Raw genomic sequence first — 26,157 nt, forward strand, 5'->3', positions numbered from 1 at the left:
TCTCAGTTAATAACATAGTGACACCCCCTACAACAACTACAAGGAGATCATATGTATTTAAAAGTATTTAAAGAAGACGTCATTGACGGTCTCCTGAAAGCTGCGAATATCATTCCTGCCAAGACGGGAGCAGCCTACTTACGTTCCATCTGGCTTAGAGCCGAAGGCGGTACACTGCAGATTTTTTCCACTGACTCAAATATTGAATTCAGCGGTAACTATACAGCAGAGGTAACAGAGGAAGGACTGGCTGGAGTTCAAGGCAGAGCATTTGTTGATCTGGTTAAGAAAATGCCTACAGGCGAAATCACTCTTCGTCTTGAAGAAGACAGCAAGAACCTTCTTATTGAACAAGGAAGAAAGCGTTACAAGCTTCCTGTAAACGAAGCGACTTGGTTTCAGAACTTCTCAGATTTCCCTGAAGCAAATTCAGTTTACTGGTCAGGAGACTTCCTTCAGGAAGTAATCGATAAAATTTCTTTTTGTATTTCTGATGAAGACACCATGGAAGCGATCGCTTGTCTTGCCATCAAACCAAAGGAAGACCAATACATTGAAGCCTGCGGTCTTAACGGACACCAGTTCTCAATGCAGCGTTTCCTTAATGATGAACTACACGCACTGCTTCCAGAAGACGGTATTCTTTTACAGAAGAAATATCTGAACGAACTTAAAAAATGGCTCGGTGGCGACGAAATCGAGTTGAATATTGATAATAAACGTCTCTTCTTCCGTACTGGCGATAAGCGTGAGGTTTTCACTATTCCTCTGTCTTACTACCAGTATCCTGATTACAATTCATTCTTATCCCGCCTGGGTTGTGATGATGTGACCAAGCTTTCTGTTGATCGTAAGCTTATGATCGACGCACTTGATCGTCTCCTCATTTTCAACACAGACAACAATCGCTGCACCTACTTCACCTTTAACGGCAGTGAAGTGGAGCTTGCATCTCAGGGACAGGAAGTAGGCATAGCAAAAGAATACGTGGACGCAGAAGTTTCTGGTGACATAGAAAAAATCGCGTTCCCGACACGTAATCTGATCGAAATCCTCAATCACTACCAATCCGAAAAGTTGACCTTTATCCTTACCGGTACAGAAGGCCCATGTGGTTTACGCGGTAGTGACGATCCTGAATACACAGTGATTATTATGCCAATGAAGATTGTAGAAGAGACTTACTACAGCGAGGAAGAAGTTTAATGACTAATAAGAGTCAGTATACTGCGGACAGTATCCAAATTCTTGAGGGACTTTCCGCGGTTCGTAAACGTCCTGCGATGTATATCGGCAGTACGGACGTTCGCGGTTTACATCATCTCGTATATGAAGTTGTTGATAACTCCATTGATGAAGCCATGGCAGGATTTTGTGACAAGGTCACAGTAAAGATCCATCTTGATAACAGCGTAACTGTTCAAGATAACGGCCGTGGTATTCCTGTTGATATGCACCCGAAAGAAAAACGCCCAGCGGTAGAAGTTGTTATGACTGTTCTGCACGCAGGCGGTAAATTTGATAACGATGCTTACAAAGTATCCGGCGGCCTGCACGGCGTTGGTGTTTCTTGTGTAAACGCGTTGTCAGAATCTCTTGAAGTCATCATCGACAGAGATGGTTCCCGCTACAAACAGCGCTACGAGCGTGGTGTTCCTGTTACCGGCGTTGATGAGATAGGTACTTCAAGACGCCGTGGTACAACCATCCGCTTCCGTCCTGATGAAGAAATTTTTGAAACGAACCAGTTTATTTTTGAAACGCTTAAAAAACGTTTTGAAGAACTCGCATACCTTAACTCCGGTCTTGAGATTTCATTTAGCGATGAACGTTCCGGTGAATCTTCTGTTTTTAAAGCAGAGGGTGGTATTAAACAGTTTGTAAAAGACATGAACACCGGCGAAGGTGGCATGCATTCTATTATCTACGGTAGCGGTAACGGTACCGGAGCACATAAGAATATCTTTGTTGAATATGCATTGCAGTACAATGCCAGCTACAAAGAAAACTTACTGACTTTTTGTAACAACATTCGCACCAAAGAGGGTGGTACTCACCTTCAGGGCTTTAAAACAGCACTTACCCGCGCAATCAATGCCTACATTCAGGCAGCAGATTTGCCGCGTAAGTACAAAGTAAAGCTTTCCGGTGATGATGTTCGTGAAGGTCTTACCGGCGTTATCAGCGCAAAAATTCCTCAGCCGCAGTTTGAAGGCCAGACAAAAACAAAACTTGGTAACAGTGAAGTTGCCGGTATTGTGTCTACCCTCGTGTACGAACAGCTGATGACCTATTTTGAAGAAAATCCGAAAGACGCACGTACAGTAATTGAAAAAGCTGTTGATGCGGCTCGTGCTCGTGATGCTGCGCGTAAAGCAAAAGATCTTGTGCGCCGTAAAGGTGCTCTCGGTGACAACTCACTGCCGGGTAAACTTGCTGACTGCCAGTCTAAAAAGCCGGAAGAGTCTGAACTCTACATCGTGGAAGGTGACTCTGCGGGTGGTTCTGCGAAACAGGGTCGTGACCCTAACTCGCAGGCTATTCTGCCTCTTCGTGGTAAAATCTTGAACGTTGAAAAAACACGTTTCGACAAGATGCTCGCGAACAAAGAGATTAAGGCGATGATTACCGCAATGGGTGCCGGTATCGGTGAAGAAGATACTGATTACGATAAACTCCGCTATCATAAGATCGTTATTATGACAGATGCGGACGTGGACGGCGCGCACATTCGTACGCTGCTGCTCACTTTCTTCTTCCGTCAGTACCGCGAACTTATTCTCCGTGGTCACCTCTATATTGCACAGCCTCCATTGTACCGTGCACATTCGTCGCGTTTTGAGCGTTTCATTAAAGATGATGAAGAGCTCACAACGTTCCTTCTTGAACGCGTAGTGAAAGACCTCGTTATTGTAGGCGCTAATGGCGTAGAATTCGCCGGAGAGGACCTAAAAGGACTTTTAGCTACCGTGCGTTCCATTAAAGGAAAAATGCGTGAGGTAGAGAATGTGGGCGTTAAAGATGATCTTTTCCGCGCCTTCCTTGATCACGATAAACGTCTTTTCCCTGAAAACTTCGAAGAAGAGAAACTTAACGGACTTGGCGCGCTGCTCGAAGAGCGTGGTTATTCCGTAGCTATCGAGAAAGAAGAAGATGAGATTGATTCTCGCACCTTCCTCGTTTTTGAAGATTTAAACGGACACCGTACCCGTATCGGTACAGAGTTCTTCAACTCCAAAATGTACAAGGTTCCGTACATTGCCTTTGATGATCTGCGCAGTATGTGCGGTGGTCTAAACTTCACCTTACGTCGTAAAGACAATGTGTCCGAAGTGGATGACGTACTCGATCTGGTAGATACCGTTATGCTGGAAGCTCGCAAAGGGTTGAACGTACAGCGTTACAAAGGTCTTGGTGAGATGAACCCTGATCAGTTGTGGGAAACTACAATGAACCCGGAAAACCGCGTGTTCTTGCAGGTCAAAATTGATGATGCGGAAGAAGCAAGTGAAACCTTTGAGAAACTCATGGGTGACAAAGTAGAGCCGCGCCGTGAATTCATTGAACGAAATGCGCTTAACGTGCAGGAACTGGATATTTAGGAGAGGTACGTGTCACTAGAACCGCAAATTACTATCGAAGAGGAACTCAAGAAAGCATATCTTGAGTATTCCCTCAGTGTTATTGTCGGCCGTGCTATTCCGGATGCCCGAGATGGTCTTAAGCCGGTACACAGACGTATTATGTATGCACAGCATGAGCTGGGCAACTCTTACGGCCGTGGCCATAAAAAATCAGCCCGTATCGTCGGTGACGTAATTGGTAAGTATCACCCGCATGGTGACTCTGCTGTTTACGATGCGTTGGTACGTATGGCGCAGCCGTTCGCAATGCGCGATCCGCTTGTTGACGGCCAGGGTAACTTTGGTTCCATCGACGGCGATGCCGCAGCGGCAATGCGTTACACTGAATCACGCATGTCCCGTCTTGCTGGTGAGTTCCTTAGCGATATCGAAAAAGAAACTGTCGAGTTCCGTGCTAACTACGATAACACTCTTCTCGAACCAAGTGTGCTGCCTACCAAGGTGCCTAACTTACTGCTTAACGGTACTTCCGGTATTGCGGTTGGTATGGCTACCAACATTCCGCCGCATAACCTTGGCGAATTGATTGGCGCACTCTTTCTTTTGCTTGAAGACCGAGACACCACCGTGTCCCAGCTTATGGAGCACGTAAAAGGTCCTGACTTCCCGACCGGCGGTTTCTGCTACGCGGGTAAAGGTCTTGTGGATGCATATAATACCGGTCGCGGTACTGTTAAAGTTCGCGGTAAGCTTGAAATTGAAGATCGCAAAAAAGGACTTCAGTCTCTCGTAATCAGAGAGATTCCTTACGCACTCAACAAGTCTTCACTGGTAGAAAAAATTGCTTCTCTCGTTAACGATCGCAAAATCGAAGGTATTACAGATCTTCGTGACGAATCTGACCGTAGAGGTATTCGCGTTGTTATCGACCTGAAGCGCGGCACTATTCCTGAGATTGTTATTAACTCCCTGTACAAGTTTACTCCGTTGGAAACCTCCTTCGGTATCAACATGTTGGCTGTTTATAACAACAAGCCACAGCTTCTTAACTTACGCACCGCGCTGCTTCATTTCCTTGATCACCGCCGCGAAGTTATTATTCGTCGTACTCGTTACGATCTGCGTAAAGCAGAAGCACGCGCACACATTCTCGAAGGTTTGCGTATTGCTCTCGATAACATTGATGAAGTGGTTAAAATTATTCGTGCATCTTCCAATGCACAGGATGCAAAACTTGCTCTTAAAGAACGTTTTGAACTTTCAGATGTTCAGGCACAGGCCATTCTCGATATGCGCCTCCAGCGTCTGACCAACCTTGAGCACGAAAAACTTCTTGAAGAATACACCGAGCTTTTGAAAGTGATCGAATATCTCACATCTATTCTCGAAAACAGAGAAGTACTTCGTGGCGTTATTCGTGAAGAACTTGAATATATTAATGAAAGATATACTACACCTCGTCGTACCGCTATTGAGTTCGATGAACTCGACGGCATTGAAATCGAAGATCTCATTCCTGACGATGACGTAGTAATTACCCTTTCCCGCCGTGGCTACATTAAGCGTACTACACTTGAAGTGTACCGTGCTCAGCGTCGTGGTGGTAAAGGTATTGCCGGACTGCATACAGGTGACGGAGACTTTGTTCAGGACTTCCTGACTACCTCCAACCATCAGCATCTGCTTCTCTTCAGTAACAAGGGACGTATGTTCCAGATGAAGGTGCATCAGGTTGCAGAAGGTTCCCGTACTGCGAAAGGCGTACATATCGCGAACCTGTTGCCGCTCGAAAACAGTGAGTGGATCACAACAGTTCTGTGCGTACGTGACTTTGAGCCGGATCGTTTCTTCCTCTTTGCTACCAAGAACGGCATGGTTAAGCGTTCAAGCGCTGAACTGTACAAGAAAAGCCGTCGAACCGGCATCATTGCTGTTGGTCTTAAAGAAAATGACGAACTGATCATGGTTCGTGAAGTTGACGACGGCTGTCAGACTGTTCTGACAACAGCATCCGGTATTGCTATCCGCTTCTCATGCACCGATGTTCGTGCAATGGGTCGTTCCGCAACCGGCGTAAAAGGTATTGCTCTCAAAGGCGAAGACAAGGTTGTAGCTTGTGTAACCCTGCGTGAAGATACTGATTGCGAAATTATGACTGTTGCAGAAAACGGCTACGGTAAACGTACCCGTATTGATCTTTACCGTATCCAGACTCGTGGCGGTAAAGGTATTATCAACTTCAAGGTCACACCGAAAACCGGTAAAGTGCTCGGCGCAATCCCAGTACTCCTTGAAGATGAACTTATTCTTCTGACTTCCGATAACAAAGTTATCCGCATGGGAGTTAAAGAAATTCGTTCTGTAGGTCGCGCAACACAGGGTGTACGTCTGGTTAACATGGCCAAAGGCGGACACGTTGTAGGGTTTGACCGTGTTCTTGAACAACAGCAGGACGATCAGGAATAGCGAATGAACCGAAGCGTTCTCTTGCTTCTTGTGATGGTAATCATCCTCATCTCCGGCTGCATGCAGTCGGAGACTGAGGATGAACTTTCCAAAGCTCGCAAAGCATTTATTAATAAAGAGTACACGGAAGCAGAGCGGTTTTATCAACGCTATCTGCGAGATAACGATGATGGTGCAGAACGCTGGAAGGTCTGGAACCGTCTTGTAGAAATTACCGGCACAGTTCGGGGAAATAAAAACAGAGCCATCGAGTTGCTCGATGCAATGTTGCTGGAATATTCAGGTGACTCCGCACGCTACAGACAGATTCTCATAAGCAAAGGGAATATGTTCATAGAGAGCGGGCTCTGGTCTGAAGCAACAATAGCTTGGTCACAGTTATTAAGTGCTCCTGAAGTTACAATCGATGAAGAAGCCACAGCCTATGCGAATCTCGGCAAAGCGTATCTTATGCGTGGTGATTACGGGTTGGCAGTGGATGCATTTAAAGATTGTCGCGAGCTTGAGTACGATAACCCTGAGCACAAACAATACTGTATTTATGACCTGTCACAGGCGTATGCCTATCTCGGTAATTATATTGAAGCAGAACAGAATTTGAATAATTTGTTGCAATATGAGGGCGTCGAAGTAACACTCATGGCGCGCGCTAAGCTGTTGCTTGCAGATATCTATGAACAGCAGGAAAAGCCGCGTAAAGCTATAACTCTGTTGCAGGAAATTCGCGATACCTACCCGAATCCGCGAGTCGTGGAGTTCAGGTTGAAGAATTTACAGAAATAAATTTATTGATTTAGGTAGATTTATTTTTTGCCTCCGGCGGGCAGAGGGGGAACCCCGTTTTTTAAAAAAACGAGGTTCCCCCTCTGCACTCCCCCTCCTGAAAAATAGTAAGGGGGACGAGGTTTTTATTAATTGGCTAACAATTAATCTATGTTGAAGAAAAAAGACCTTATCGCGGTCAAGGGGGCGCCCCCCTTGCGGGTGCAGGGCGGAGCCCTTGCCCCTCGGAGAGCCGCCAGAGGCATAACACACACATCTTCACAGTAAGTACAATCGTACTTATATTAATAAATGGTGTGATCAAAAATTGTCTTTTTTGAAGACAGAGCATACAACCGTTCCGGTCGAAGAGAGACTGGGAGGAGATATATATGATTTGCGAAGTATTACATTACCCGGACAGCCGCCTTGCAGAAAAAAGCAAGCCTGTCGAAGAAGTTACCAAAGAAATTAGAGAGCTTGCTGCGAACATGGTTGAGACCATGTACGAAGAAGAGGGCGTTGGCCTTGCCGCACCGCAGGTTGGTGCGTTGCATCGTCTTGTTGTTATCGACGTATCCGGCCCTGAAGTACGTAACGAACTGATGACACTTATTAATCCAGTTATTCTTTCTGCAGATGGCTCTTGTGATTCTGAAGAAGGCTGTCTGTCAGTTCCAGGTTACCGCACCAAGCTTAAGCGTTCCGAGACTGTCGTTGTTAAAGCGCAGGATTTGGAAGGTAATGACGTTACTATTGAAGCGGATGGTCTTCTTGCTATTTGTTTGCAGCATGAACTTGATCATCTTGATGGTGTGCTCTTTATCGATAAAATCAGCCGTCTTAAACGTTCCATGTACGACAAAAGAGTGAAGAAATGGCAGAAGCGGTAAGTAAACTTCGCGTTGTATACATGGGCACTCCTGAGTTTGCGGCAACAATTCTTGACCGTGTTTCTCAGTGGGATGGAGCTGAAGTTGTAGGCGTGTATTCACAGCCGGATCGTCCTTGTGGACGTGGTCAGGTGTGCAAGCCTTCTGCTGTAAAATCGCTCGCCCTTGAAAAAGGCTTCGATATTTATCAGCCGTTGAATTTTAAAGAAGATGCGGATGTTGAGCAGCTTAAAGCACTCAAGCCTGATGTTCTTCTTGTTGCTGCGTATGGACTTATTCTTCCACAGCGTGTGCTTGATATTGCAACGCATGGCGCAATTAATGTTCATGCATCTTTGTTGCCTAAATATCGTGGCGCAGCGCCTATCCAGCGCGCAATTATGAATGGTGACCCTGTTACCGGCATCACTATTATGCAGATGGAAAAGGGCTTGGACTCAGGGCCTATTCTGTTACAGCGTGCGCTTGCTATTGGCATTGACGATACTGCGGGCACCCTGCATGATGAACTTGCAGTGCTCGGCGGCGAATTATTGGTTGAATCACTGCAAAAGCTCGTTGTTGGCGATTTGCACCCGAAAGTGCAGGATCATAATCGCTCTACCCATGCTGCAAAATTAGTTAAAGCAGACGGGCTGTTGGACTGGAGTAAATCTGCTTTGGAATTACACGCGCATTTACGTGGTATTTCTCCTTGGCCGGGTGGATATTTTATCCTTGAACGTGCCGGTAAGAAGTCTGTCCGTGTTGCTATTGAACCGGGTACAATCGGCCCTGACCTTGAAGAAGTTATTAAGCCGGGAACAGTACTTGGATTGCAGGATGACGCTATTGCTATCGCAACCGCTGACCGTGCGTACTTAGTACGTAAACTGCGCCCTGCGAATAAAAAAGTGATGGACGCCAAAGCATTTGCCTGCGGGTATCTTGCTCAGTGTGATGATGCTACCTGTTCAGGCGAAGGGCTTTGTTAACATAAAGAATAAAATGCTGTTTCATAAAAAAGATCTCGATAATCCAGAACGGTATTACGGAGCTCGTAAAAGGCTATTTATTGGCTTGATTACGGGCACTTCTGCTTTGCTGTGTGCAATTTTGCTTGCAGGGTGGATTATCCCGTTCATTGGTTTTTCCAATATTCATCCATCATTACCGTATATTTTTGGTCTTCTTTTCGGTTCGGCTATTTTTTGCATCAGCTGGGCAACCCTCGGGCTTGTTTTGCAGATTCTTAAAGGCAGAGCCGTGCTTGGAAGTGCTAAAATGCGTGGTTTAACGATTCGAATATTCCTGCCGTTAATGACGATGTTTGCCCGTTTGCTGGGTATACAAAAGTCCAAAGTTCGGCAGTCGTTTATTCGTGTGAATAATGAATTAGTGCGATCCGAGAACGGTAAGTTCGAAGCAAACGATATTTTAATTCTTACGCCGCATTGTTTGCAGGCAAGCGACTGTTCGCTGCGCCTTTCCTACAATGTTGATAACTGTAAGCGCTGCGGGCGTTGCCCCGTGGCTATGCTGCTCAAATTACGTGATCATTACGGCGTAAAGTTTGCCATTGCGACAGGTGGCACAATCGCCCGTCGTATTGTGGTGAAAGAACGACCAAAATTTATTATTGCCGTGGCATGTGAGCGCGATCTTACTTCCGGTATCCAAGATACATATCCGCTCCCTGTGTATGGCGTATTGAATGAACGTCCGTGCGGCCCGTGTCTTGATACAACCGTGCCGGAGCTTTCAATGGAACGCGCTTTGCGTATGTTCATCAATAATCCAGCGCCGCCGTTGCTTTTCGAAGCTGCATTCGGTCACGCTGATACAAAGTGTTAAAAGACACAACGAAAGAAATTTTCAAGGAATATATATGGTAAGACTTAAAGATTCAGCATTACCGCCAGCTCGTTCGGTTGCGCTTGAAGTTATCTCACAGGTTTTAGATAAAGGCCGCGACGTTCAGGCAGCGCTGGATTACCAGCTCAACAACCAGAAGATTACTGCACAGGACTCTGCTCTGTGTACAGAGCTGGTGTATGGATTTTTGCGCTACAAAGGGCGTATTGAAGCTCTTTTGGGATTGTTCCTGAAGGATGGTTCGAAACTGCCTAAAAAAGCCGCGAACGTAATGGGGCTTGCAGCGTACGAAATGCTCTACCTTGACCGTATTCCTGTCTACGCATCCGTTGATTGGTGTGTAGGGTACGTAAAAAAACGTTTCTCATTAGGTCTTGGTAAACTGGCAAACGCTGTACTGCGTAACCTCGACCGTATGGGTGATAAAGTCCACGACATGGAATCGCTTCGTAAAGAAGGCATGTCAGACAACGCACTCTTAGCAGCATGGCATTCCATGCCTGAGTGGATTGTTACTTCATGGATGGATGCATACGGGGCAGAACGTACCCAGATTCTTCTCGCAAACGCTCAGAAGCATGCACCGCTCGGTATTCGCGTTAACCAGACATTTGAAGCCGGTATGGATCTCGTTAACGAGCTTTCAGACGACGGCAAAAGCACCAAGACTATCGGTTACGGTGTAATGTATCCAGCAGGTGCTCAGCCAGCAGAGCTTAAAACCATGATCAACGACGGCCTTGTTTCCCGTCAGTCCATGGCATCGCAGGAAGTTCTGCGTGAAGCTCATCCGGAAACTTGGGATGGACCAGTTTGGGACTGTTGTTGCGGACGTGGTGGTAAAACCTACGCGTTGCTCGAACAGGATGTGGACGTTACTTTTGCTTCTGATACTTCACGTAAACGTCTTTTGGGCTTTCGCGAAGAAGCAGAACGACTTGCAATGTATCCACCAGAATCCCTTCTTATGTCTGCTGCTGAGTCTCCAAAGAAAGGTTCTCCGTTTGAAGAAGAACCACCAGCGACCATTATTGCAGACGTACCATGTTCCGGCTTCGGTACTCTCTCTCGTCGTCCAGATGTGCGTTACCATCGCACAACCGAAGGTATTTCAGATCTCGTTGATGTTCAGAAAGCAATCATGGAGAACACATTCTCTGTTCTCAAAGAGGGCGGACTGCTCGTGTACATGACTTGTACAATTAACCCAGACGAGAACGAAAAACAGGTTCAGGCATTCCTTGAACGTCATCCAGAAGCTACACTCGAAAAAGAATGGAACACTCCAGACGATAGCGAGTACGGCGAATATTTCTACGTGGCGTTGTTGAGAAAGCCTTAAATAAAGACTTTGTTGCCTCCGGCGGGCAGGGCGTTGCCCCTGCACCCCACAAGGGGACGCGTCCCCTTGACCCCGATTAGGTATATCTCTTTTCTAGCGAATAAAAAAAGGGTGGAGTTTTTAACTCCACCCTTTTTCTGTTTGTGAAAGGTAGTGATGCAAAAGCCGCGAGTGAATCTTAAACAAAGAAAGACCTCGCAACTAAAAAGTTTTGAAGGGGGTCTGGGGGAAACTTTTGCAAAAGTTTCAGCCCAACCGCCGGAGGCAAGTTGTCACTTCTTTACCCATCAAAAAAGCCCTCACACCAATGGCGTGAGGGCTTCATTATTTCAAACTAAGAAGTAAGGGTAGCTTACTTCATCTGCTCTGCTACGTGATCCGCGCCAGCTTGAAGAGCTTCAGCGTTTTTAGGGATCAAGTGACCGTAGCGGGAGCTAATAACAGATTTAAGAGATTCTTTAACCTGTTCTAATGGCACACAGCCAGTTGCCTGCACGTAAGCGCCGAGTGCAACCATGTTTGCCATACGAGTGTTACCGAGGCCATCGGCGATTTCGTTAGCTGGCACTGTGTAGGTTGTTACACGGTCTTCAGCTTTAGCTGCATCAACGAGTGAGGAGTTCAGAATCTGAATGCCACCGTCGATGAGTTTAGGCTGAAATTTGTCGAGAGAAGGCTGGTTCATGATGATCAGAGCTTTAGGGCTCTGGATAATCGGTGAACCAATGTCTTCTGAAGAAATTACAACGGTGCAGTTTGCAGTACCGCCGCGCATTTCCGGACCGTAAACTGGGATGTAAGTAACTTCTTGGCCTGCTTCCATACCTGCGTATGCGAGCAGGTTACCAATGAGCATAACACCCTGACCACCGAAGCCGGCGATAATAACGTCCTGATACATGCTATTCCTCCCCGTCCTTGGTCACATCCTTGAATACTCCCAGAGGGAAGTAAGGAATCATTTCTTCAGTGATGCGAGTGTTTGCAGCGATTGGGTCCATTTTCCAGTTAGTAGGACATGCGGAGAGCATTTCTACAAAACCGAAACCTGTACCATTAATCTGCATTTCAAACGCTTTACGCAGAGCTTTTTTAGCGCGGCGAATGTTCTTAACAGAGTCAAGAGATACGCGTTCGCAGTAAGCTGTGCCGCCGAGACCACCGATGATTTCACTCATGCGGATAGCAAGGCCGTGTTCTTCAGCAGAACGACCGTTAGGAGAAGTAGTGGTTTTCTGGCCTACAAGAGTTGTAGGAGCCATCTGGCCACCAGTCATGCCGTATACGGTGTTGTTAACGAACACTACGGAGATTTTTTCGCCACGGTTAGCAGCATGAACAATCTCAGCAAGGCCGATAGAAGCCAAGTCGCCGTCACCCTGATAGGTGAAAACGAATTTGTCTTTATGTGCACGTTTAAGGCCGGTTGCTACTGCAGGAGCACGACCATGTGGTGCTTCAACTGCGTCTACATCAAGGTAGTTGTAGATAAATACGGAACAACCAATGGAGCCAACACAAAGGGTGTCGTCTACAAGGCCCATTTCTGTAAGCACTTCACCAACAAGGCGGTGTGCAACGCCGTGATGACAACCCGGGCAGTAATGCGTAGGGCGGTCAACCATGATTTCAGGTGCGTCGAAAACGAGTTTTTCAGACATTCCCTAGTCCTCCAAATGCTTGATGATAGGTGCGAGGAAGTCATCGGAACCAGGGAGGTCGCCTGGCATGTGACCGTGGAATTCGGAATCTGCAATACCACGTACGGAAAGGCGTACGTCGTCTACCATCTGGCCGCAGTTCTGTTCAATTGTAAGGAAGCGTTTGCCTTTTTTAGCAAGATCGCGAAGTACTTCAGATGGGAACGGGTACAGAGTCAGAGGACGTACCAGACCAACTTTTTTTCCTTCGGAACGCAGGCGGCGAACGGTAGATTTAACAATACGGCCAATGGAGCCGAATGCTACAATTACGAGATCTGCATCGTCGCATTCGAAAACGTCTGCGCGTGCTTCTACCTGCATTGCTTCATACTTAGACTGAAGGTTGCGGTTCTGCCCTGCAAGTGCACCATCTTCGAGGAAGAGGGACTTGAGCAGACGTTTTTTACGACCTTTTGCACCATCAATGCGCCAGTCTTCTGCGCCGTGGTTGTCAGCAGCTTTCGGTTCCCAAGGGGTTACCGGTTCTTTCATCTGGCCAACAATAGCATCAGCAAGAACGAGAACAGGGTTACGGTATTTAAATGCAAGGTCGAATGCCTCGATCATCATGTCGTAGCCTTCCTGACAGGTACCTGGAGCGAGAACGAGGGTACGGTAATCACCGTGTCCGCCGCCTCGGGTAGACTGGAAGTAGTCACCCTGAGAAGAACCAATGTCTCCAAGACCCGGACCACCACGGTTAACGTTAACAATAACACCTGGAAGCTCAGAGCCTGCCATGTAGGAAATAGCTTCCTGCATGAGAGATACGCCCGGAGAAGAAGAGGTGGTCATTGCACGCGCGCCGCCAGCAGCAGCACCGAGAAGCATGTTTGCTGCTGCTACTTCAGATTCAGCCTGAACAAATTCACCGTCGACAGTTGCCATTTCGGTAGAAAGAAATTCAGGAATATCGTTCTGTGGAGTAATAGGGTAGCCGAAGTAACAGGTACAACCAGCGGCAAGTGCGCCGCGGGACATCGCTTCGTTACCTTTAATGAAAATACGTTTTGTATCGGACATGGCTACTTCTCCTTTTTCTCTTCGCGATAGACCTTGATAACAAGGTCAGGGCAAATAAGCGCACAGGAAGTACAACCTGTACAGTTTTCCATGTCTTCTGCTTTTACCTCAGCCACTTTATACCCTTGCTGGTTAAAGCGGGAGGACTGGCAGATAATTTTCTTTGGGCAAACGGTAGAACAGAGCATGCAGCCCTTACACCGTTCTTCGCGGAATTCAACGCGCGCCATGTGTTCACCTCGACTTTATAAGTAAGATCAATATTTTGCCGTATGTTAGTTAGCAACGAACGGCTTGTTTATAGAGTAACGCGGATAATTATGTCAAAAGTGGGAGTGTATTACAATACCCATTATAAACATCTTCAAATGTTTAGAGAATCAGCATTGAATCCCCGTAACTGAATACGCGGAAGCCTTGTGATATGGCATCGGCGTAACCATCCAGCACGCGCTGCTTTGAAGCGAATGCGCTAATCATCATAAGCAACGTAGATTCCGGCAAATGGAAGTTTGTGATCATGTGATCCACAACATTAAATTTGTATCCGGGGTAGATAAAGATATTTGTCCACCCTTTGAACGGTGCAATGCTGCCTACTTCTCTAAAAGCGCCTTCCAATACACGGGAAGAGGTTGTTCCAACAGCGATAACTGGACGACCTTCTGCTTTTGCCCTGGCAATCTTCTGTGCAGTTTCTTCTGACAATTCAAGAAATTCTTTGTGCATTTCGTGTTCACGAATATCATCACAACGCACTGGTGAAAAGGTTCCGTACCCTACGTACAGAGTTACTTCTGCCCATTCAATTCCGTTTTGTGAAAGCTGGTCACGCATTTCTTCAGTAAAGTGTAGACCGGCAGTTGGCGCAGCAACGGAACCAAGCTGGCTATCGTCTGCGTAAACTGTCTGGTAGCGATCTTTATCCGCTGTGGTGTCCTCGCGTTTAATGTACGGAGGCAGCGGCAGATGCCCTTGCTGTAAGAAATGGTCTTTCAGGTCACCACGCCAGTTGATGGTTGCTTCGCAACGTCCAAACTCAGCGGTTTCTGTGACTTCAACCCACAAATCGTCGCCAAATTCTGCTTTGGTGCCTACTTTTACGCGTTTAGACATACGCATAAGACCTTCAACAGTGGCGCTTTTCCACTCGCCTTGCTCTACTGGTTTAACCAGCGGGAGCGGGGTAAGCATGAGAAATTCTACTTTACCGCCGGATGGACGGTTTCCGAACAGACGAGCAGGCAGTACTTTTGAGTTATTAACTACAAGTAATGCATTTTTTGGTAGATACTTACCAAGGTCTGAAAACATTGCTGCATGGTTCTCGCCGCTTTCTTTGTCGATAACAAATAAACGAGAGCTGCCGCGCTTGTCGGACGGATGCTGAGCTACCTGATCTTCAGGGAGCTCATACGTATATGCTGAAAGCCTGAAATCATCAGGAATTGTCTGTAAATCTTTTTTGGTACAGTGGCTATCGCGTTCCATTATTAATAATCCATTCTCTGTTATTTAGGGATGGTGGAAAATTGCGGTTTATCTTGCATTGCGCTATTCATATCCCACGTAACATTATATACATGATGTGCACTCCATGTGCCTACACCTGAACTCTATAAGACTCAATCATAAAGGAGCGGCCAATGCGAGCCCGACTAGTTTTTTCCATAGTAGCTCTTTGCGTGATGCTATCCGGTTGTTCTCTTGCGAATAAATCCGGATCAGCGCAGCCTACAGGTGGAGCCCCAGCGCCAGTTGAATCTAAATTCATGTACTACAACTTCCCAGATGTTCGTGTTCCTACCGAGATGAAAGCTGATGAATCCGAGATGTTTGTTCATGGTATGGGTAACAAACAAACTGGTGTGCTAGTTTTTTCCGGTAATGTCGATTTTATGTCGCTTACAAATGCGATGATCACGACTATGCAGCAAGATGGATGGGAACTGCGTTTCCAGTTCGCCTCCCCGCGCACCTTACTGCTTTTTATCAAACCAACCCGTTTTGCTATTGTGAATATTACCGACACAAGCTCATTTAGTACTGATTTGGAGATTTGGGTTTCCCCGCGTCCAGAGCAGGATTCTATGATGACTGAAAAGCCACTTCCATTTATTGATATGCCTAAATCATCTTCAATGAATACTCCAAGACCACAAACTTCCGTAGCGCCGGTATCAAATATGCCGACAGAAGAAGGATTGGATAGCTAGTGAAACCACATACAGCTTTTACAGGCTTTCTTGGTAAGCGTATGCATCTTGGTATCAGCGGCTCAATCGCTGCATACAAGGGGTTAGACTTACTTAGAATGTTTAAAGATAGCGGTGCAGATGTCGGAGTTACTCTTACAGATTCTGCACAGCAGTTTATTACGCCCCTTAGCTATGAAGCTCTTGGGGCTTCGCCTGTTTTTTCTAAAATGTATCCCGTGGGTGATGATGTTTTCGGACATCTCATGCCGGGTGAAGCATGTCATGCCTTTGTAATCGCTCCTGCCTCTGCCACAACCCTTTCGCGTCTTGCTAACGGTTTGGCAGACGATATGCTTTCGTGTCAGGCATTAGCGTTTCCAGAGAAGTTGGTGATTGCACCGGCAATGAATCCACGAATGTGGCACAATGCAGCTGCTCAGGAAAATGTAGAAAAACTGCGCCGCCGCGGACATGTTATTGTTGAGCCGGGATGCGGACGTACCGCGTGTATGGAAGAAGGACAGGGACGTTTAGCACCTGTTGAAGATATCTATTTGCATGGACTTCGCGCCATGTCACCACAGGATATGGCTGGACAGACAGTTATGATTACGCTTGGGCCAACCCGTGAAAAATGGGATGGTGTGCGTTTTTGGTCTAATCCTTCATCCGGAACAATGGGTGCTTCTTTCGCTGTTGCCGCGTGGTTGCGTGGTGCAGATGTTCATGCAATATGCGGAGCTGGTACTCCGGAGTTGCCGTCTGCCATTACACGCCATGACGTAACCAGTGCTGCTGAAATGTACCAAGCTGCTGATTCCTTATGGAAAGATATGAGCATTGGCGTGTTCACAGCAGCTGTTGCAGATTATGCTCCAGTACCTTTTGGTGATTCTAAATTTAAAAAGGGTGGAGATGATCTCACTGTTTCCTTTACACGGACAGTAGATATTCTTAAAACCCTCGGCAACGCAAAGCGCGATGACCAGCGGGTTATCGGATTTGCAGCAGAGACTGACAACATTCATGAGAATGTGAAGAAGAAACTTGCTGCAAAAAACGCTGATATTGTTGTTGGAAATAACGTTGCTAAAAGTGGTTCCGGATTCGGATCTGCGACCAATGAAGTCTGCATTGTTGATCGAAACGGCAGGCAGGAAGATTGGCCAGTAGCCCCAAAACCGGAAGTTGCATGGAGAGTTTTTGATTGGCTGCTTCAACTGTAGTTCTTAGCGAACAAATACGTCCATGGCATAATGCCGGACTTCGCTTTCTTTTCGATGAGGATGGTTCCATTGCGCAGGCAATGACTGACGCACAAGTAGCAGCTTCTGCACAGCCAGCGCCAGTTGCACAACCTGTCTCGTCTCCAGTTGCGCCTGCGCAGCAGGCACCACAGCAATACCAACAGACTACTCAACAGCAGCCAGCACCAAGGCAACCTCAGCAGCAGCCCCAGCAACCGACTGTGCAGCAGCCTCAGCAAAAGCCACAGGCGGCACCTTCTGCCCAAGCATCACAGCAGCGTCCGCAACGCCCTGCCCAGCAGGCACAACGTACGCCAGCGGTGCCACCGCGCGCTATGCCGTCTCTTGTTATTCATCCGACCAATAAACCGCCGGAAGAATGGCCGCAGCAGTGGCAGAATTATTGGAGCAAAGTTCAAATTCCAAGTCCGGTTGTTTGGACATACTGGGCTCTTGGTGATGATCTTTCAGGACATGCTGATCCGAAACGCCGTGAAGTGTTGAAAAAGCTTATTAGCAGTCTCAACCTCCCGCGCGGAACCAGTTCGTTCTGGCCAGTTGCAGCAAGTGGTGAAGCGGCAGACGAGTTAACACCTGCACCGGAAATTTTTCTTGCAGGGCTTAGACGTTTGCGACCGCGATATAGTGTTGTCTTCGGATCAAAAGCTCTAAAAAGTTTTATGCCGGATTCCACACTGCGTCCGTATCTGTTTACTCAGTTTCTCGGACACAGAGTTATCGCGTTGCCGGATGTTGATTATCTCGTACGATCCCCAAACATGCTCGCACCGGTGATTGCATATCTGCGAACTACGATCCGATTGACAAAATAGTTGTGAGGATTTTTCCTCGGAAGGAAATTTCCTCTTATTTGCGATTATGTCGTGAAGTGTTCAACTGAAAATACTGATCGCGGCTTATTCATTATTTAGTCATGTATTATGAACTCCCTCTTCTTTTTTAAGAAGGGGGAGTTTTTTTTGGCGTGTTTCACGTGAAGCTTTTTTGTTATTTATAAAAAACAATTTATTTTTCTCTCATACTGGTATTATCTCGTAATAGAATTACTATTGAAATAGTTCTTAGGAATTATTCCTCTTTAGCTCCTATATAGGAGGTCAAAATGAGCCATTTGCGTTTTATTGCCATTATTAGCCTGTTTGCGGCGTTTTTTAGCCTTTTCGCAAACAAACACTCTATCTGCTGAAGAAAAATCGCCCATAGCGACCTCTCAAAATGAGCAAAATTCTACTGTGAAAGTTTTGCATTATTCAATTGAGGGTGGAATTGGGCCAGCACAGGTAGAGTTAACTGAAAGCGTTTTACGTCAAGCTGAAGCGGTAGGTGCTCAGTTTGTCGTGCTTCAGTTGGATACTCCGGGTGGTCTTGTGTCTTCCATGCGGGACATTGTAAAAGAAATGCTGAACTCATCCATTCCAGTTTTGGTTTGGGTTGGGCCTCGTGGTTCCCGTGCTGCTAGTGCCGGTGTCTTTATCGTTGCCGCTTCTTCGTTTGCAGGGATGGCTCCACAGACAACTATGGGGGCTGCGTCACCTGTTGATGTGGGAGGTAAAAATATTGACTCGACCATGAGTAAAAAAGTTGTGAATGATCTGGTCAGTCTTATTCGTACCGTAGCTGCAAGACAAAACAGAAATTTAAATTGGTACGAAGATGCCGTGCGGAGCAGTACGACAATCACAAGCGAACGGGCAGCTACTGCCAGGGTTGTGGAAGTGGTTGCACCATCCATACAGGATTTTCTTATACAAGCTGGCAAGCATGGAATTGTATCACTTGATGGCACCGTGCATTTTTCTCCAGCCCAATTAGAGATAGTCGAATACGAACCAACATTTCGATACAATGTGCTCTCTTGGCTCATTGATCCTCAGATTGCGTACCTGCTGCTTCTTGCAGGGGTTGCCTGTCTCTTTATCGAATTTACACACGCCGGAGCTATGATTCCGGGAATTATCGGCGCATTTTGCTTACTTCTTGGATTGTACGCCATGTCTATTCTTCCAACAAATATAGCAGGGCTTCTTCTTATCCTCTTCAGTATTGTTCTCTTTGCTCTAGAAATTACAGTTACGAGCTACGGGTTGCTATCTATGGGAGGGGTAGCAGCGCTCCTGATTGGGTCATTGATTCTGTTCCCGGAAGAAGGCGGCCATATGGCGTTGCCAATCTCACTTATCCTCGGAACAACAGGATCTCTTGCTGTAATTATGGGAGGAACTGCATATTTAGCAGCAAAGGCTTTGAGGAAAAAGCCCGCGAGCGGGGTTACAACCATGATTGGTGAAAAAGCCGAAGTAGTTTCGTGGAAAGGTACAAAAGGGAAAGTTTTTATATACGGAACTCTCTGGTCTGCACAAATAGAGAAAGAAAAATATCCTGATGGAATTGAATTGGAAAACGGCTCGCATGTGATCGTTAAGTCCATTGACGGATTAACAGTGACCATTGATATCGAATAAATTTGAAAAATTAAACGAAAACAGGAGAAATTATGTATACGATTTCAGCGGTAATTGGTGTTATTGTGGTCTTCTTAGTCCTGTCGATTCGAGTTTTGAACGAATACGAACGGGCAGTTGTTTTTCGTCTTGGTCGTGTTCTTCATTCCAAGGGGCCGGGGCTTATTATTCTCATCCCTGTGATTGATCGAATGATTCGTGTTTCTTTACGTGTATTAACTCTGGATGTTCCATCTCAGGACGTTATTACGCGTGATAACGTATCTGTTCAGGTAAGTGCGGTAGTATATTTTAAAGTTGTTGAACCGACAAAATCCATCATTGAAGTTGAAGATTTTCTCTTTGCTACATCACAGCTTGCCCAGACCACATTGCGTAGTGTTTGTGGTGGTGCTGAGCTTGATGGGCTTTTGGCGCATCGCGAAAAGATGAATATGCAGATTCAGGATTTACTCGATAAACAGACCGCGCCTTGGGGAATTAAAGTTAACTCTGTTGAATTGAAACATATCGATTTGCCGCAGGAAATGCAGCGAGCTATGGCGAAACAGGCTGAGGCAGAGCGTGAGCGTAGAGCGAAAGTTATTAATGCTGAAGGTGAATTCCAGGCAGCAACAAAGCTTTCCGAAGCCGCAGAAATTATTGCTCGCCATCCTCAGGCGTTGCAGTTGCGCTATCTGCAAACCATGCAGGAAATGTCTAGCAATGCTGGGGCAACTCTGATTCCAATACCACTAGACATCATTACCAAACTCATGCCACAAAAAGGCGTTGAATCTACTGACGATAAATAATTCCGAGCGCAAGGACTACCAAACCGGCAGCTCGGATTACATAAACATTACAGCACCGTTTGGAGCTTTGAATGCACATTCTTGTAACTGGAGCTGCCGGTTTTATCGGCTCTGCATTATCCCAGCGTTTTCTTTCTGCAGGTCATACTGTTGTTGGTCTTGATAACTTGAACGATTATTACAGCGTTCAGTTAAAGAAAGATCGTATCGCCCCTCTTATTGCTAATCCGAATTTCCGCCACGCAAATTTCGATCTTGCAGATCGTGTAGCAATGCGCGAGATGTTCGCTGCTGAACAGTTCACCCATGTTGTTAACTTGGCGGGACAGGCTGGCGTTCGTTACTCAATCGAAAATCCAGATTCTTACGTTGATGCTAACCTTGTTGGCTTCGGGAACATCCTCGAAGGTTGTCGTCACAACGGCGTTAAGCATCTTGTGTATGCATCATCCAGCTCAGTATATGGTTTGAATACAAACATGCCTTTTGATACCCATAAGGCAGTTAACCATCCGGTTAGCCTCTATGCTGCAAGTAAAAAAGCAAACGAGCTTATGGCGCACACCTACAGTCATCTTTACGGATTGCCAACAACCGGCCTTCGTTTCTTTACAGTATATGGACCATGGGGTCGTCCAGATATGGCGCTTTTCTTGTTCACTAAAGCTATCCTTGAAGGAAAGCCCATAAACGTGTTCAACCATGGAAAAATGAAACGTGACTTCACCTACATTGATGACATCGTAGAAGGCGTTGTTCGCGTAACAGACAGAACAGCTGCACCGAATCCTGAATGGGATAGCAATAATCCTGACCCTGCATCCAGTTCTGCTCCGTATCGAGTGTACAACATTGGTAACAACAACAGCGTAGAGCTTGGTCGATTCATCGAAGTTCTTGAAGAAAAGCTTGGTAAAAAAGCTGTCAAAAACATGATGGAAATGCAGCCTGGCGACGTAGCAGCGACCTACGCAAACGTTGATGATCTTATGAACGATGTGGCTTTAAGCCGAATACACCAATTGAAAAAGGTGTCGGTGCTTTTGTGGATTGGTACCGCGAATACTACAAAGTTTAGTTCAACGTTTCACGTGAAACAGAAAAGCAGCTCTCAATTGAGGGCTGCTTTTTTTTTGCATAAACATTGTCACGATAAACTGTGTTTCACATGAAACAGGAAAAAAGTTTAAATAAATTTTCTAATTAGTTTACCGTCGTGAATCTAGTATAACGGGGGAAATGAGGTCTCTTTTACCTTTACCGTTACATTGACGAGTGTTGACATAGACACAATAATTTAACTAGCAATGTAATGTTACTACGCAGCGTTGTATTTAAAGAGGGTGGGACAGGGTGTTTTTGTGACGTTTCACGTGAAACATATTGCAAAATTATCCTACTTCAACAGTACAAGAGAGGTTCATGTGGCACGGATTATTGCTGTAGCTAACCAAAAAGGTGGAGTGGGTAAAACTACGACATCTGTAAACTTGGCAGCGTCTTTGGCTGTAATGGAAAAACGAGTTTTGCTCGTTGACTGTGATCCTCAAGCAAACGCAACAAGCGGGATCGGCCTCGATGCGGATAGTTTGCCCAGCAATTTGTACCAAACCTTCTTTACACCAGAAAAAGCGTTGCACGCTATTTATCCTACTCGAACCCCGTATCTTTCCGTACTTCCTGCATCAACGGATTTGGTAGCTGTTGAGCTGGAATTGGTTGATAAGATGGGGCGCGAATACTATCTGCAGGATGTACTCAACAACGTGGCTTCACGTTTTGATTACATCATCATTGATTGTCCACCATCACTTGGGCTTATTACCTTGAACGCTCTTTGCGCTGCACAGGAAGTTCTTATTCCACTTCAGTGTGAATTTTATGCGTTGGAAGGTATCGTAAAATTATTGCAAACATATGAGCAGGTCAAAAAGCGTTTGAATACAAACCTCTCGCTTCTTGGTGTTGTGCTTACTATGTTTGATACGCGAAATAAGCTTTCAGCTCAGGTTAAAAATGAAGTGGAACGTTGTTTCCCGGAGCACGTTTTCAAGACCATTATTCCTCGAAACGTGCGTCTTTCTGAAGCTCCAAGTTACGGAAAATCAATCATTCATTATGATATCAAATCAAAAGGCGCAGTAGCATATCTTGCTCTTGCTAAAGAAGTAGCAATGCGAAATGCCCCTGCGCCTGTCAGATAGGTTTAGTCGAAGTAGCTATTCAGGATAGATACATTCCGGTTCACAAGATTCACCGGATTGTGTTGAAGCCTCAAGACATATGTGATCTTTAAAATGCTTTTTACGCACTGTACCACCACATTTTTCACAATGAAAAACGAGCAGGCCGCTTAATGAAGCATTTGTGAGATGGAATATTCTAGGTGTATCCTCTTCCCAATTTTCAGACTTGGCACCACATGCTCTGCATGTAACTTTTGGGTTGAAAGGGTACTTAAAATCCCAGTAGTCTTTAAAGATCTGCCAGTCTTCAAGAGGTTCTTGATGAATCTCAGAAGCAGGTTTGTCCTGAGCCTGATCAAGAATCTCTGATATTTTTTTTCCAGCTTTTTTCCAAATTTCAGGGCTAAGCAATACACCGTGCAGGTTACCTTTACTGTCGTAAAGTTGCTTAACATGGGTTTCATATTCAGACATTTCAGCCTCCAATAACGTGTCGATTTTTTGTGAGTGTGAATATCCAAGAGTCGTGTTCAAAAGACATATTGTCAAGGAGATATATATGGCGGGCGCACAGAGAGGGTTAGGTCGAGGATTAGATGCACTGTTTAAAAATACAGAAACAGTAGAGGATAATGAAAGCCCGAATATGCTTCCATTGCGTCTTCTTCAAGCTAATCCGAACCAGCCTAGAAAACAGTTTGATGATGCTGCGTTGGAAGATTTGGCAGCATCAATTCGAGAAAAGGGTGTGCTTCAGCCATTACTTGTTCGACCACTGATCGTGGGCGGACAAAGTATCTATGAAATTGTTGCAGGTGAACGCAGATTCAGAGCAAGCCAGCTTGCGGGCATTCGCGAGGTTCCAGTAGTCATCCGTGAACTTGATGATATGGAGACATTGGCGATCGCGCTGATTGAAAATTTACAACGCGAAGATTTAACACCGCTCGAAGAAGCAAAAGGTCTACAAGAATTAAAAGATCAGTTCAGCCTTTCACAGGAAGAGTTGGCCAAACAGGTTGGTAAAAGCCGTTCTGCCATTGCAAACACATTGCGTCTTCTACAGCTTCCAGATATGGCACAGAGCGCGTTATCAACGGGAACTATTACAGCAGGGCACGCACGAGCCATTCTCTCCGTTGATGATGTTGCTCAAATCGATTTTCTTGGTATTATTGTCTCTCAAATGCTTACCGTGCGCGAAGCAGAAGCTTTAGCAGCTTCATGGAAGCAGCATAAGAGCTTTAAAGCTCTTGAAGAGGTAAAAAAAGAAAATCCGAAGGCTGAAAAGCCTGCGGTATTAAAAGAATTTCAAACCCGCTTGAGCAGTCTTTTTTCCAGTAAAGTCATCATGAGCGGTACTGAGAAAAAGGGTAAAGTGACGTTGGCTTATAATACAGAAGAAGAGCTTCACGAATTACTTAACAAGCTGGGTATAGAACAAGCAGGATAGCGCTGAACCTGTGGGCGCAATGTACATGTGACTACGTAAGGCAAAAATGACAGCGTCATTATTCTGGGGAAACATTATATATGGTAAATAAAGATACACTTGCAGGGCGCGTCGAAAGCTTTGCCGGATCAAAGGTACTTATCATCGGCGACATTATGATAGATGAGTATTTGATGGGTAGCGCAGATCGAATTTCGCCAGAAGCACCAGTTCCCGTTGTTCATGTCAGCAGTGACAGGCATGTCCTAGGCGGAGCAGGCAACGTCGCTAAAAACGTTCGCACACTGGGTGGTGCTCCAAAGATTATTACTGTTTCCGGTGCGGGAATGGGAGCTGATTTGTTGAACGCATTGTTGGATTCAGAAGAAATCGAGCATGATATTCAACAGATAAGAACTCGTAAAACAACGCGTAAGACACGAATTATTGCGAGTAATCAGCAGATGATTCGTATCGACCGTGAAGATACTGCAACTATTTGTGGTCAAAATCTCGATAAGCTTATGGATCGAGTTGAAAGCTGTATTGCTGAGTATGAAGTCGTCATTGTTTCGGATTACGGTAAGGGTATAGTAAGTAGAGAGTTTATGGAGCGCTTGAGCTTTCTGTGCGACACACAGGAAAATCGACCGAAGATTTTTGTCGATCCAAAAACTCGAAACTTCAAGTTGTACCAGAATGTCTTTATTCTTACACCGAACTCAAAAGAGACTAGCGAAGGTGCAAACCTGCCAGTTGGAAGTCGTGAAGAAATTCTTGAAGCAGGACGCGAAATTTTCCGTCTTCTTGGATGTGACAAGCTTCTTACTACACTGGGGCCACTTGGTATGGCACTGTTTGATGATGACAATACAGTGTGGCATGTTCCAACAATGGCGCAGGAAGTGTTCGATGTAACAGGTGCCGGTGATACGGTTATTGCCACAGCAGCCCTTGCAGTTGCAGCTGGTTGTACACTTGTTGATTCATGCGTACTCGCAAACTATGCAGCGGGTGTTGTCGTTGGGCATGTCGGAGCTGCGTCTGTAACGCCTGAACAGTTAATAGAAACAATTCATACTTTGCCTTTACCACCTGTTGAAAAATGGACTTAAATTATAGTTAAGTGTACTACTATTCTGGAACGTTAGTTCAGGGATATGTTTTATACTTATGTCGCAAAGCGGCATACTATCAATTGATAGTCACAATAAGCATAAAAAAAGCCCGGAGTTGTTCTCCGGGCTTTTTTTGGTACGCACATGAAGCTGATAAGAATTCCATTAGTACACACTATACTGTTATGCGTCTGTGTGCTGCTCGTTACAGGGTGTGCATCAATGTCCAAGCTTAAGAATTATAGTGCTAATGAATTATATAGAGGATATCTGGCGAAGGATAAGGTTATTCTCGCTCTTGATGGAAAGATCATTCATGTGGAGGGTCGAATAACTCGAATTGACCAGAGTAAGCTTAATGACATGTTTATTGAGCTTAATTCCCGAGTTATTGTTATTCTGCGAAATGATGAGATTATTAAGATTTCAAAAATTGGATTAAAAAATGGCGATACTATAACAATAGTCGGTAATTTTGACGGTGAAGGCGTATTGTCAAAATGGCTTACGAACGCCGATAATAGAGTCCTTGTTATCGAAAACGCACAAATCATCGATAAAGACTGCTGGTATGATCTCGAAAACTTCGAAAACCCGCTGTTCTTTTAGAATAAATTGAATTTTTATTACGATATAAAAAATCTGTCATTATAAATAAAATCATGCAGTTATCTCTTAGTGCCATGATTTTTTAAGAAAAGAACACAAAAAAAATCAAAAACATGTTGACGAAGAGGGCTGGTTTACATAGAACCTCTCTCGCTGCAACGAAGCGGCCCGCACGGGTCGGAACGAAGCAGATTGTTCATTTTCAATTAACGACGCAAAATCGAAAGACAACTTCTTCGAATTTAAATTCAAAAAGAGGTTGACTCCCGAAGTGAGATAAGGCAAAACGCTTTTCGCACCTCGGAAGACAACTGGTCTTTTGTCGTCGCTTTGAAACTCTTTGACAATTAAATAGCGAATCGGATTGATTTAGAGATCAGCTAGCGTTGTTCGTTGCTTCGGTAACGGACAATTCAATACAGAATTATTAAACTGGAGAGTTTGATTCTGGCTCAGATTGAAC

The 26,157-nt window shown here is 45.5% G+C and carries 23 protein-coding genes and 1 pseudogene; 18 read left to right on the forward strand and 6 right to left on the reverse strand.

Annotated features, from left to right (window positions below; genetic code table 11):
- The first annotated feature begins 51 nt into the window (after positions 1–51).
- The 8 genes from dnaN to MKHDV_RS13830 all read left to right on the forward strand — a co-directional run bounded on the left by dnaN (position 52) and on the right by MKHDV_RS13830 (position 10,901).
- A complete protein-coding gene (dnaN, locus tag MKHDV_RS13795) occupies positions 52–1,206 on the forward strand; it encodes a DNA polymerase III subunit beta (protein WP_160716264.1) in 1,155 nt (384 codons plus the stop codon).
- Positions 1,206–3,602 (forward strand): DNA topoisomerase (ATP-hydrolyzing) subunit B, encoded by a 2,397-nt coding sequence (gyrB, locus tag MKHDV_RS13800; protein ID WP_160716266.1) that lies wholly within the window; start codon positions 1,206–1,208, stop codon positions 3,600–3,602. The genes dnaN and gyrB overlap by 1 nt, the downstream gene beginning before the upstream one ends.
- Before the next feature lie 9 nt (positions 3,603–3,611).
- Complete coding sequence (gene gyrA, locus MKHDV_RS13805; protein ID WP_160716268.1) at positions 3,612–6,050, forward strand: DNA gyrase subunit A; 2,439 nt, start codon at positions 3,612–3,614, stop codon at positions 6,048–6,050.
- 3 nt (positions 6,051–6,053) lie between these two features.
- Entirely contained in the window at positions 6,054–6,833 is a 780-nt protein-coding gene (locus MKHDV_RS13810; RefSeq protein ID WP_160716270.1) for a lipopolysaccharide assembly protein LapB, read from the forward strand.
- Positions 6,834–7,204: 371 nt separating this feature from the next.
- Positions 7,205–7,705: a peptide deformylase gene (def, locus tag MKHDV_RS13815; RefSeq protein ID WP_160716272.1), complete on the forward strand. Its 501-nt coding sequence runs from the start codon at positions 7,205–7,207 to the stop codon at positions 7,703–7,705.
- Positions 7,690–8,679 carry a methionyl-tRNA formyltransferase gene (gene fmt / locus MKHDV_RS13820; RefSeq protein ID WP_160716274.1) on the forward strand — a complete coding sequence of 330 codons (990 nt, stop codon included), beginning with the start codon at positions 7,690–7,692 and terminating at the stop codon, positions 8,677–8,679. Before def ends, fmt begins: the two co-directional genes overlap by 16 nt.
- Positions 8,680–8,692: 13 nt before the next feature.
- Positions 8,693–9,538 (forward strand): DUF116 domain-containing protein, encoded by an 846-nt coding sequence (locus MKHDV_RS13825; RefSeq protein WP_160716276.1) that lies wholly within the window; start codon positions 8,693–8,695, stop codon positions 9,536–9,538.
- Between the two features lie 34 nt (positions 9,539–9,572).
- Positions 9,573–10,901, forward strand: a complete 1,329-nt coding sequence (locus MKHDV_RS13830; protein WP_160716278.1) for a transcription antitermination factor NusB — start codon at positions 9,573–9,575, stop codon at positions 10,899–10,901.
- Between the two features lie 352 nt (positions 10,902–11,253).
- Here MKHDV_RS13830 and MKHDV_RS13835 read toward each other — a convergent pair whose 3' ends face one another.
- The 5 genes from MKHDV_RS13835 to queA all read right to left on the reverse strand — a co-directional run bounded on the left by MKHDV_RS13835 (position 11,254) and on the right by queA (position 15,118).
- Positions 11,254–11,802, reverse strand: coding sequence for a 2-oxoacid:acceptor oxidoreductase family protein (locus MKHDV_RS13835; RefSeq protein WP_160716280.1), 549 nt, complete (start codon positions 11,800–11,802; stop codon positions 11,254–11,256).
- Between the two features lies 1 nt (position 11,803).
- Positions 11,804–12,562: a thiamine pyrophosphate-dependent enzyme gene (locus MKHDV_RS13840; protein ID WP_160716282.1), complete on the reverse strand. Its 759-nt coding sequence runs from the start codon at positions 12,560–12,562 to the stop codon at positions 11,804–11,806.
- A gap of 3 nt (positions 12,563–12,565) precedes the next feature.
- Positions 12,566–13,627, reverse strand: a complete 1,062-nt coding sequence (locus tag MKHDV_RS13845; RefSeq protein WP_160716284.1) for a 3-methyl-2-oxobutanoate dehydrogenase subunit VorB — start codon at positions 13,625–13,627, stop codon at positions 12,566–12,568.
- A gap of 2 nt (positions 13,628–13,629) precedes the next feature.
- Positions 13,630–13,857 carry a 4Fe-4S dicluster domain-containing protein gene (locus MKHDV_RS13850; protein ID WP_020001130.1) on the reverse strand — a complete coding sequence of 76 codons (228 nt, stop codon included), beginning with the start codon at positions 13,855–13,857 and terminating at the stop codon, positions 13,630–13,632.
- Between the two features lie 142 nt (positions 13,858–13,999).
- On the reverse strand, positions 14,000–15,118 hold the full coding sequence (gene queA, locus MKHDV_RS13855; protein ID WP_160716286.1) for a tRNA preQ1(34) S-adenosylmethionine ribosyltransferase-isomerase QueA: 1,119 nt from the start codon (positions 15,116–15,118) through the stop codon (positions 14,000–14,002).
- Between the two features lie 155 nt (positions 15,119–15,273).
- On the opposite strand from queA, the gene MKHDV_RS13860 reads away from it, so the two are divergent.
- The 7 genes and pseudogenes from MKHDV_RS13860 (at position 15,274) to MKHDV_RS13890 (ending at position 22,553) form a co-directional block, all read left to right on the forward strand.
- Positions 15,274–15,843 (forward strand): hypothetical protein, encoded by a 570-nt coding sequence (locus MKHDV_RS13860; protein ID WP_160716288.1) that lies wholly within the window; start codon positions 15,274–15,276, stop codon positions 15,841–15,843.
- Positions 15,843–17,051, forward strand: coding sequence for a bifunctional phosphopantothenoylcysteine decarboxylase/phosphopantothenate--cysteine ligase CoaBC (gene coaBC, locus MKHDV_RS13865; protein ID WP_160716290.1), 1,209 nt, complete (start codon positions 15,843–15,845; stop codon positions 17,049–17,051). Before MKHDV_RS13860 ends, coaBC begins: the two co-directional genes overlap by 1 nt.
- Positions 17,033–17,905, forward strand: a complete 873-nt coding sequence (locus MKHDV_RS13870; protein WP_160716292.1) for a hypothetical protein — start codon at positions 17,033–17,035, stop codon at positions 17,903–17,905. Before coaBC ends, MKHDV_RS13870 begins: the two co-directional genes overlap by 19 nt.
- Positions 17,906–18,325: 420 nt before the next feature.
- Positions 18,326–19,555, forward strand: coding sequence for a nodulation protein NfeD (locus MKHDV_RS13875; protein WP_160716294.1), 1,230 nt, complete (start codon positions 18,326–18,328; stop codon positions 19,553–19,555).
- A 32-nt stretch (positions 19,556–19,587) separates the two neighbouring features.
- Positions 19,588–20,349 carry a slipin family protein gene (locus MKHDV_RS13880; protein WP_160716296.1) on the forward strand — a complete coding sequence of 254 codons (762 nt, stop codon included), beginning with the start codon at positions 19,588–19,590 and terminating at the stop codon, positions 20,347–20,349.
- 71 nt (positions 20,350–20,420) lie between these two features.
- Positions 20,421–21,427: pseudogene (locus tag MKHDV_RS13885) on the forward strand (NAD-dependent epimerase).
- A 346-nt stretch (positions 21,428–21,773) separates the two neighbouring features.
- Positions 21,774–22,553 (forward strand): ParA family protein, encoded by a 780-nt coding sequence (locus MKHDV_RS13890; RefSeq protein WP_160716298.1) that lies wholly within the window; start codon positions 21,774–21,776, stop codon positions 22,551–22,553.
- Positions 22,554–22,568: 15 nt separating this feature from the next.
- Here MKHDV_RS13890 and MKHDV_RS13895 read toward each other — a convergent pair whose 3' ends face one another.
- On the reverse strand, positions 22,569–23,009 hold the full coding sequence (locus tag MKHDV_RS13895; protein WP_160716300.1) for a hypothetical protein: 441 nt from the start codon (positions 23,007–23,009) through the stop codon (positions 22,569–22,571).
- Positions 23,010–23,094: 85 nt separating this feature from the next.
- Here MKHDV_RS13895 and MKHDV_RS13900 point away from each other — a divergent pair, with 85 nt between their 5' ends.
- From MKHDV_RS13900 to MKHDV_RS13910, 3 genes are all read left to right on the forward strand, one after another.
- Entirely contained in the window at positions 23,095–23,988 is an 894-nt protein-coding gene (locus MKHDV_RS13900; protein ID WP_160716302.1) for a ParB/RepB/Spo0J family partition protein, read from the forward strand.
- An 80-nt stretch (positions 23,989–24,068) separates the two neighbouring features.
- Complete coding sequence (locus MKHDV_RS13905) at positions 24,069–25,082, forward strand: bifunctional heptose 7-phosphate kinase/heptose 1-phosphate adenyltransferase (protein ID WP_160716304.1); 1,014 nt, start codon at positions 24,069–24,071, stop codon at positions 25,080–25,082.
- 225 nt (positions 25,083–25,307) lie between these two features.
- On the forward strand, positions 25,308–25,694 hold the full coding sequence (locus MKHDV_RS13910) for a hypothetical protein (RefSeq protein WP_160716306.1): 387 nt from the start codon (positions 25,308–25,310) through the stop codon (positions 25,692–25,694).
- Positions 25,695–26,157 lie beyond the last annotated feature (463 nt).

The sequence above is a fragment of the Halodesulfovibrio sp. MK-HDV genome (assembly GCF_009914765.1).
GTDB lineage: Bacteria > Desulfobacterota > Desulfovibrionia > Desulfovibrionales > Desulfovibrionaceae > Halodesulfovibrio.

Bases quoted from the DNA above. Each gene is read 5' to 3' on its own strand.
- MKHDV_RS13900 (WP_160716302.1), top strand. From the start codon at position 23,095: ATGGCGGGCGCACAGAGAGGGTTAGGTCGAGGATTAGATGCACTGTTT.
- MKHDV_RS13825 (WP_160716276.1), top strand. From the start codon at position 8,693: ATGCTGTTTCATAAAAAAGATCTCGATAATCCAGAACGGTATTACGGA.
- MKHDV_RS13840 (WP_160716282.1), bottom strand. From the start codon at position 12,562: ATGTCTGAAAAACTCGTTTTCGACGCACCTGAAATCATGGTTGACCGC.
- MKHDV_RS13880 (WP_160716296.1), top strand. From the start codon at position 19,588: ATGTATACGATTTCAGCGGTAATTGGTGTTATTGTGGTCTTCTTAGTC.
- gyrB (WP_160716266.1), top strand. From the start codon at position 1,206: ATGACTAATAAGAGTCAGTATACTGCGGACAGTATCCAAATTCTTGAG.
- fmt (WP_160716274.1), top strand. From the start codon at position 7,690: ATGGCAGAAGCGGTAAGTAAACTTCGCGTTGTATACATGGGCACTCCT.
- MKHDV_RS13830 (WP_160716278.1), top strand. From the start codon at position 9,573: ATGGTAAGACTTAAAGATTCAGCATTACCGCCAGCTCGTTCGGTTGCG.
- MKHDV_RS13845 (WP_160716284.1), bottom strand. From the start codon at position 13,627: ATGTCCGATACAAAACGTATTTTCATTAAAGGTAACGAAGCGATGTCC.
- MKHDV_RS13910 (WP_160716306.1), top strand. From the start codon at position 25,308: ATGTCCAAGCTTAAGAATTATAGTGCTAATGAATTATATAGAGGATAT.
- MKHDV_RS13850 (WP_020001130.1), bottom strand. From the start codon at position 13,857: ATGGCGCGCGTTGAATTCCGCGAAGAACGGTGTAAGGGCTGCATGCTC.
- MKHDV_RS13835 (WP_160716280.1), bottom strand. From the start codon at position 11,802: ATGTATCAGGACGTTATTATCGCCGGCTTCGGTGGTCAGGGTGTTATG.
- dnaN (WP_160716264.1), top strand. From the start codon at position 52: ATGTATTTAAAAGTATTTAAAGAAGACGTCATTGACGGTCTCCTGAAA.
- MKHDV_RS13895 (WP_160716300.1), bottom strand. From the start codon at position 23,009: ATGTCTGAATATGAAACCCATGTTAAGCAACTTTACGACAGTAAAGGT.
- def (WP_160716272.1), top strand. From the start codon at position 7,205: ATGATTTGCGAAGTATTACATTACCCGGACAGCCGCCTTGCAGAAAAA.
- queA (WP_160716286.1), bottom strand. From the start codon at position 15,118: ATGGAACGCGATAGCCACTGTACCAAAAAAGATTTACAGACAATTCCT.
- MKHDV_RS13860 (WP_160716288.1), top strand. From the start codon at position 15,274: ATGCGAGCCCGACTAGTTTTTTCCATAGTAGCTCTTTGCGTGATGCTA.
- MKHDV_RS13905 (WP_160716304.1), top strand. From the start codon at position 24,069: ATGGTAAATAAAGATACACTTGCAGGGCGCGTCGAAAGCTTTGCCGGA.
- MKHDV_RS13810 (WP_160716270.1), top strand. From the start codon at position 6,054: ATGAACCGAAGCGTTCTCTTGCTTCTTGTGATGGTAATCATCCTCATC.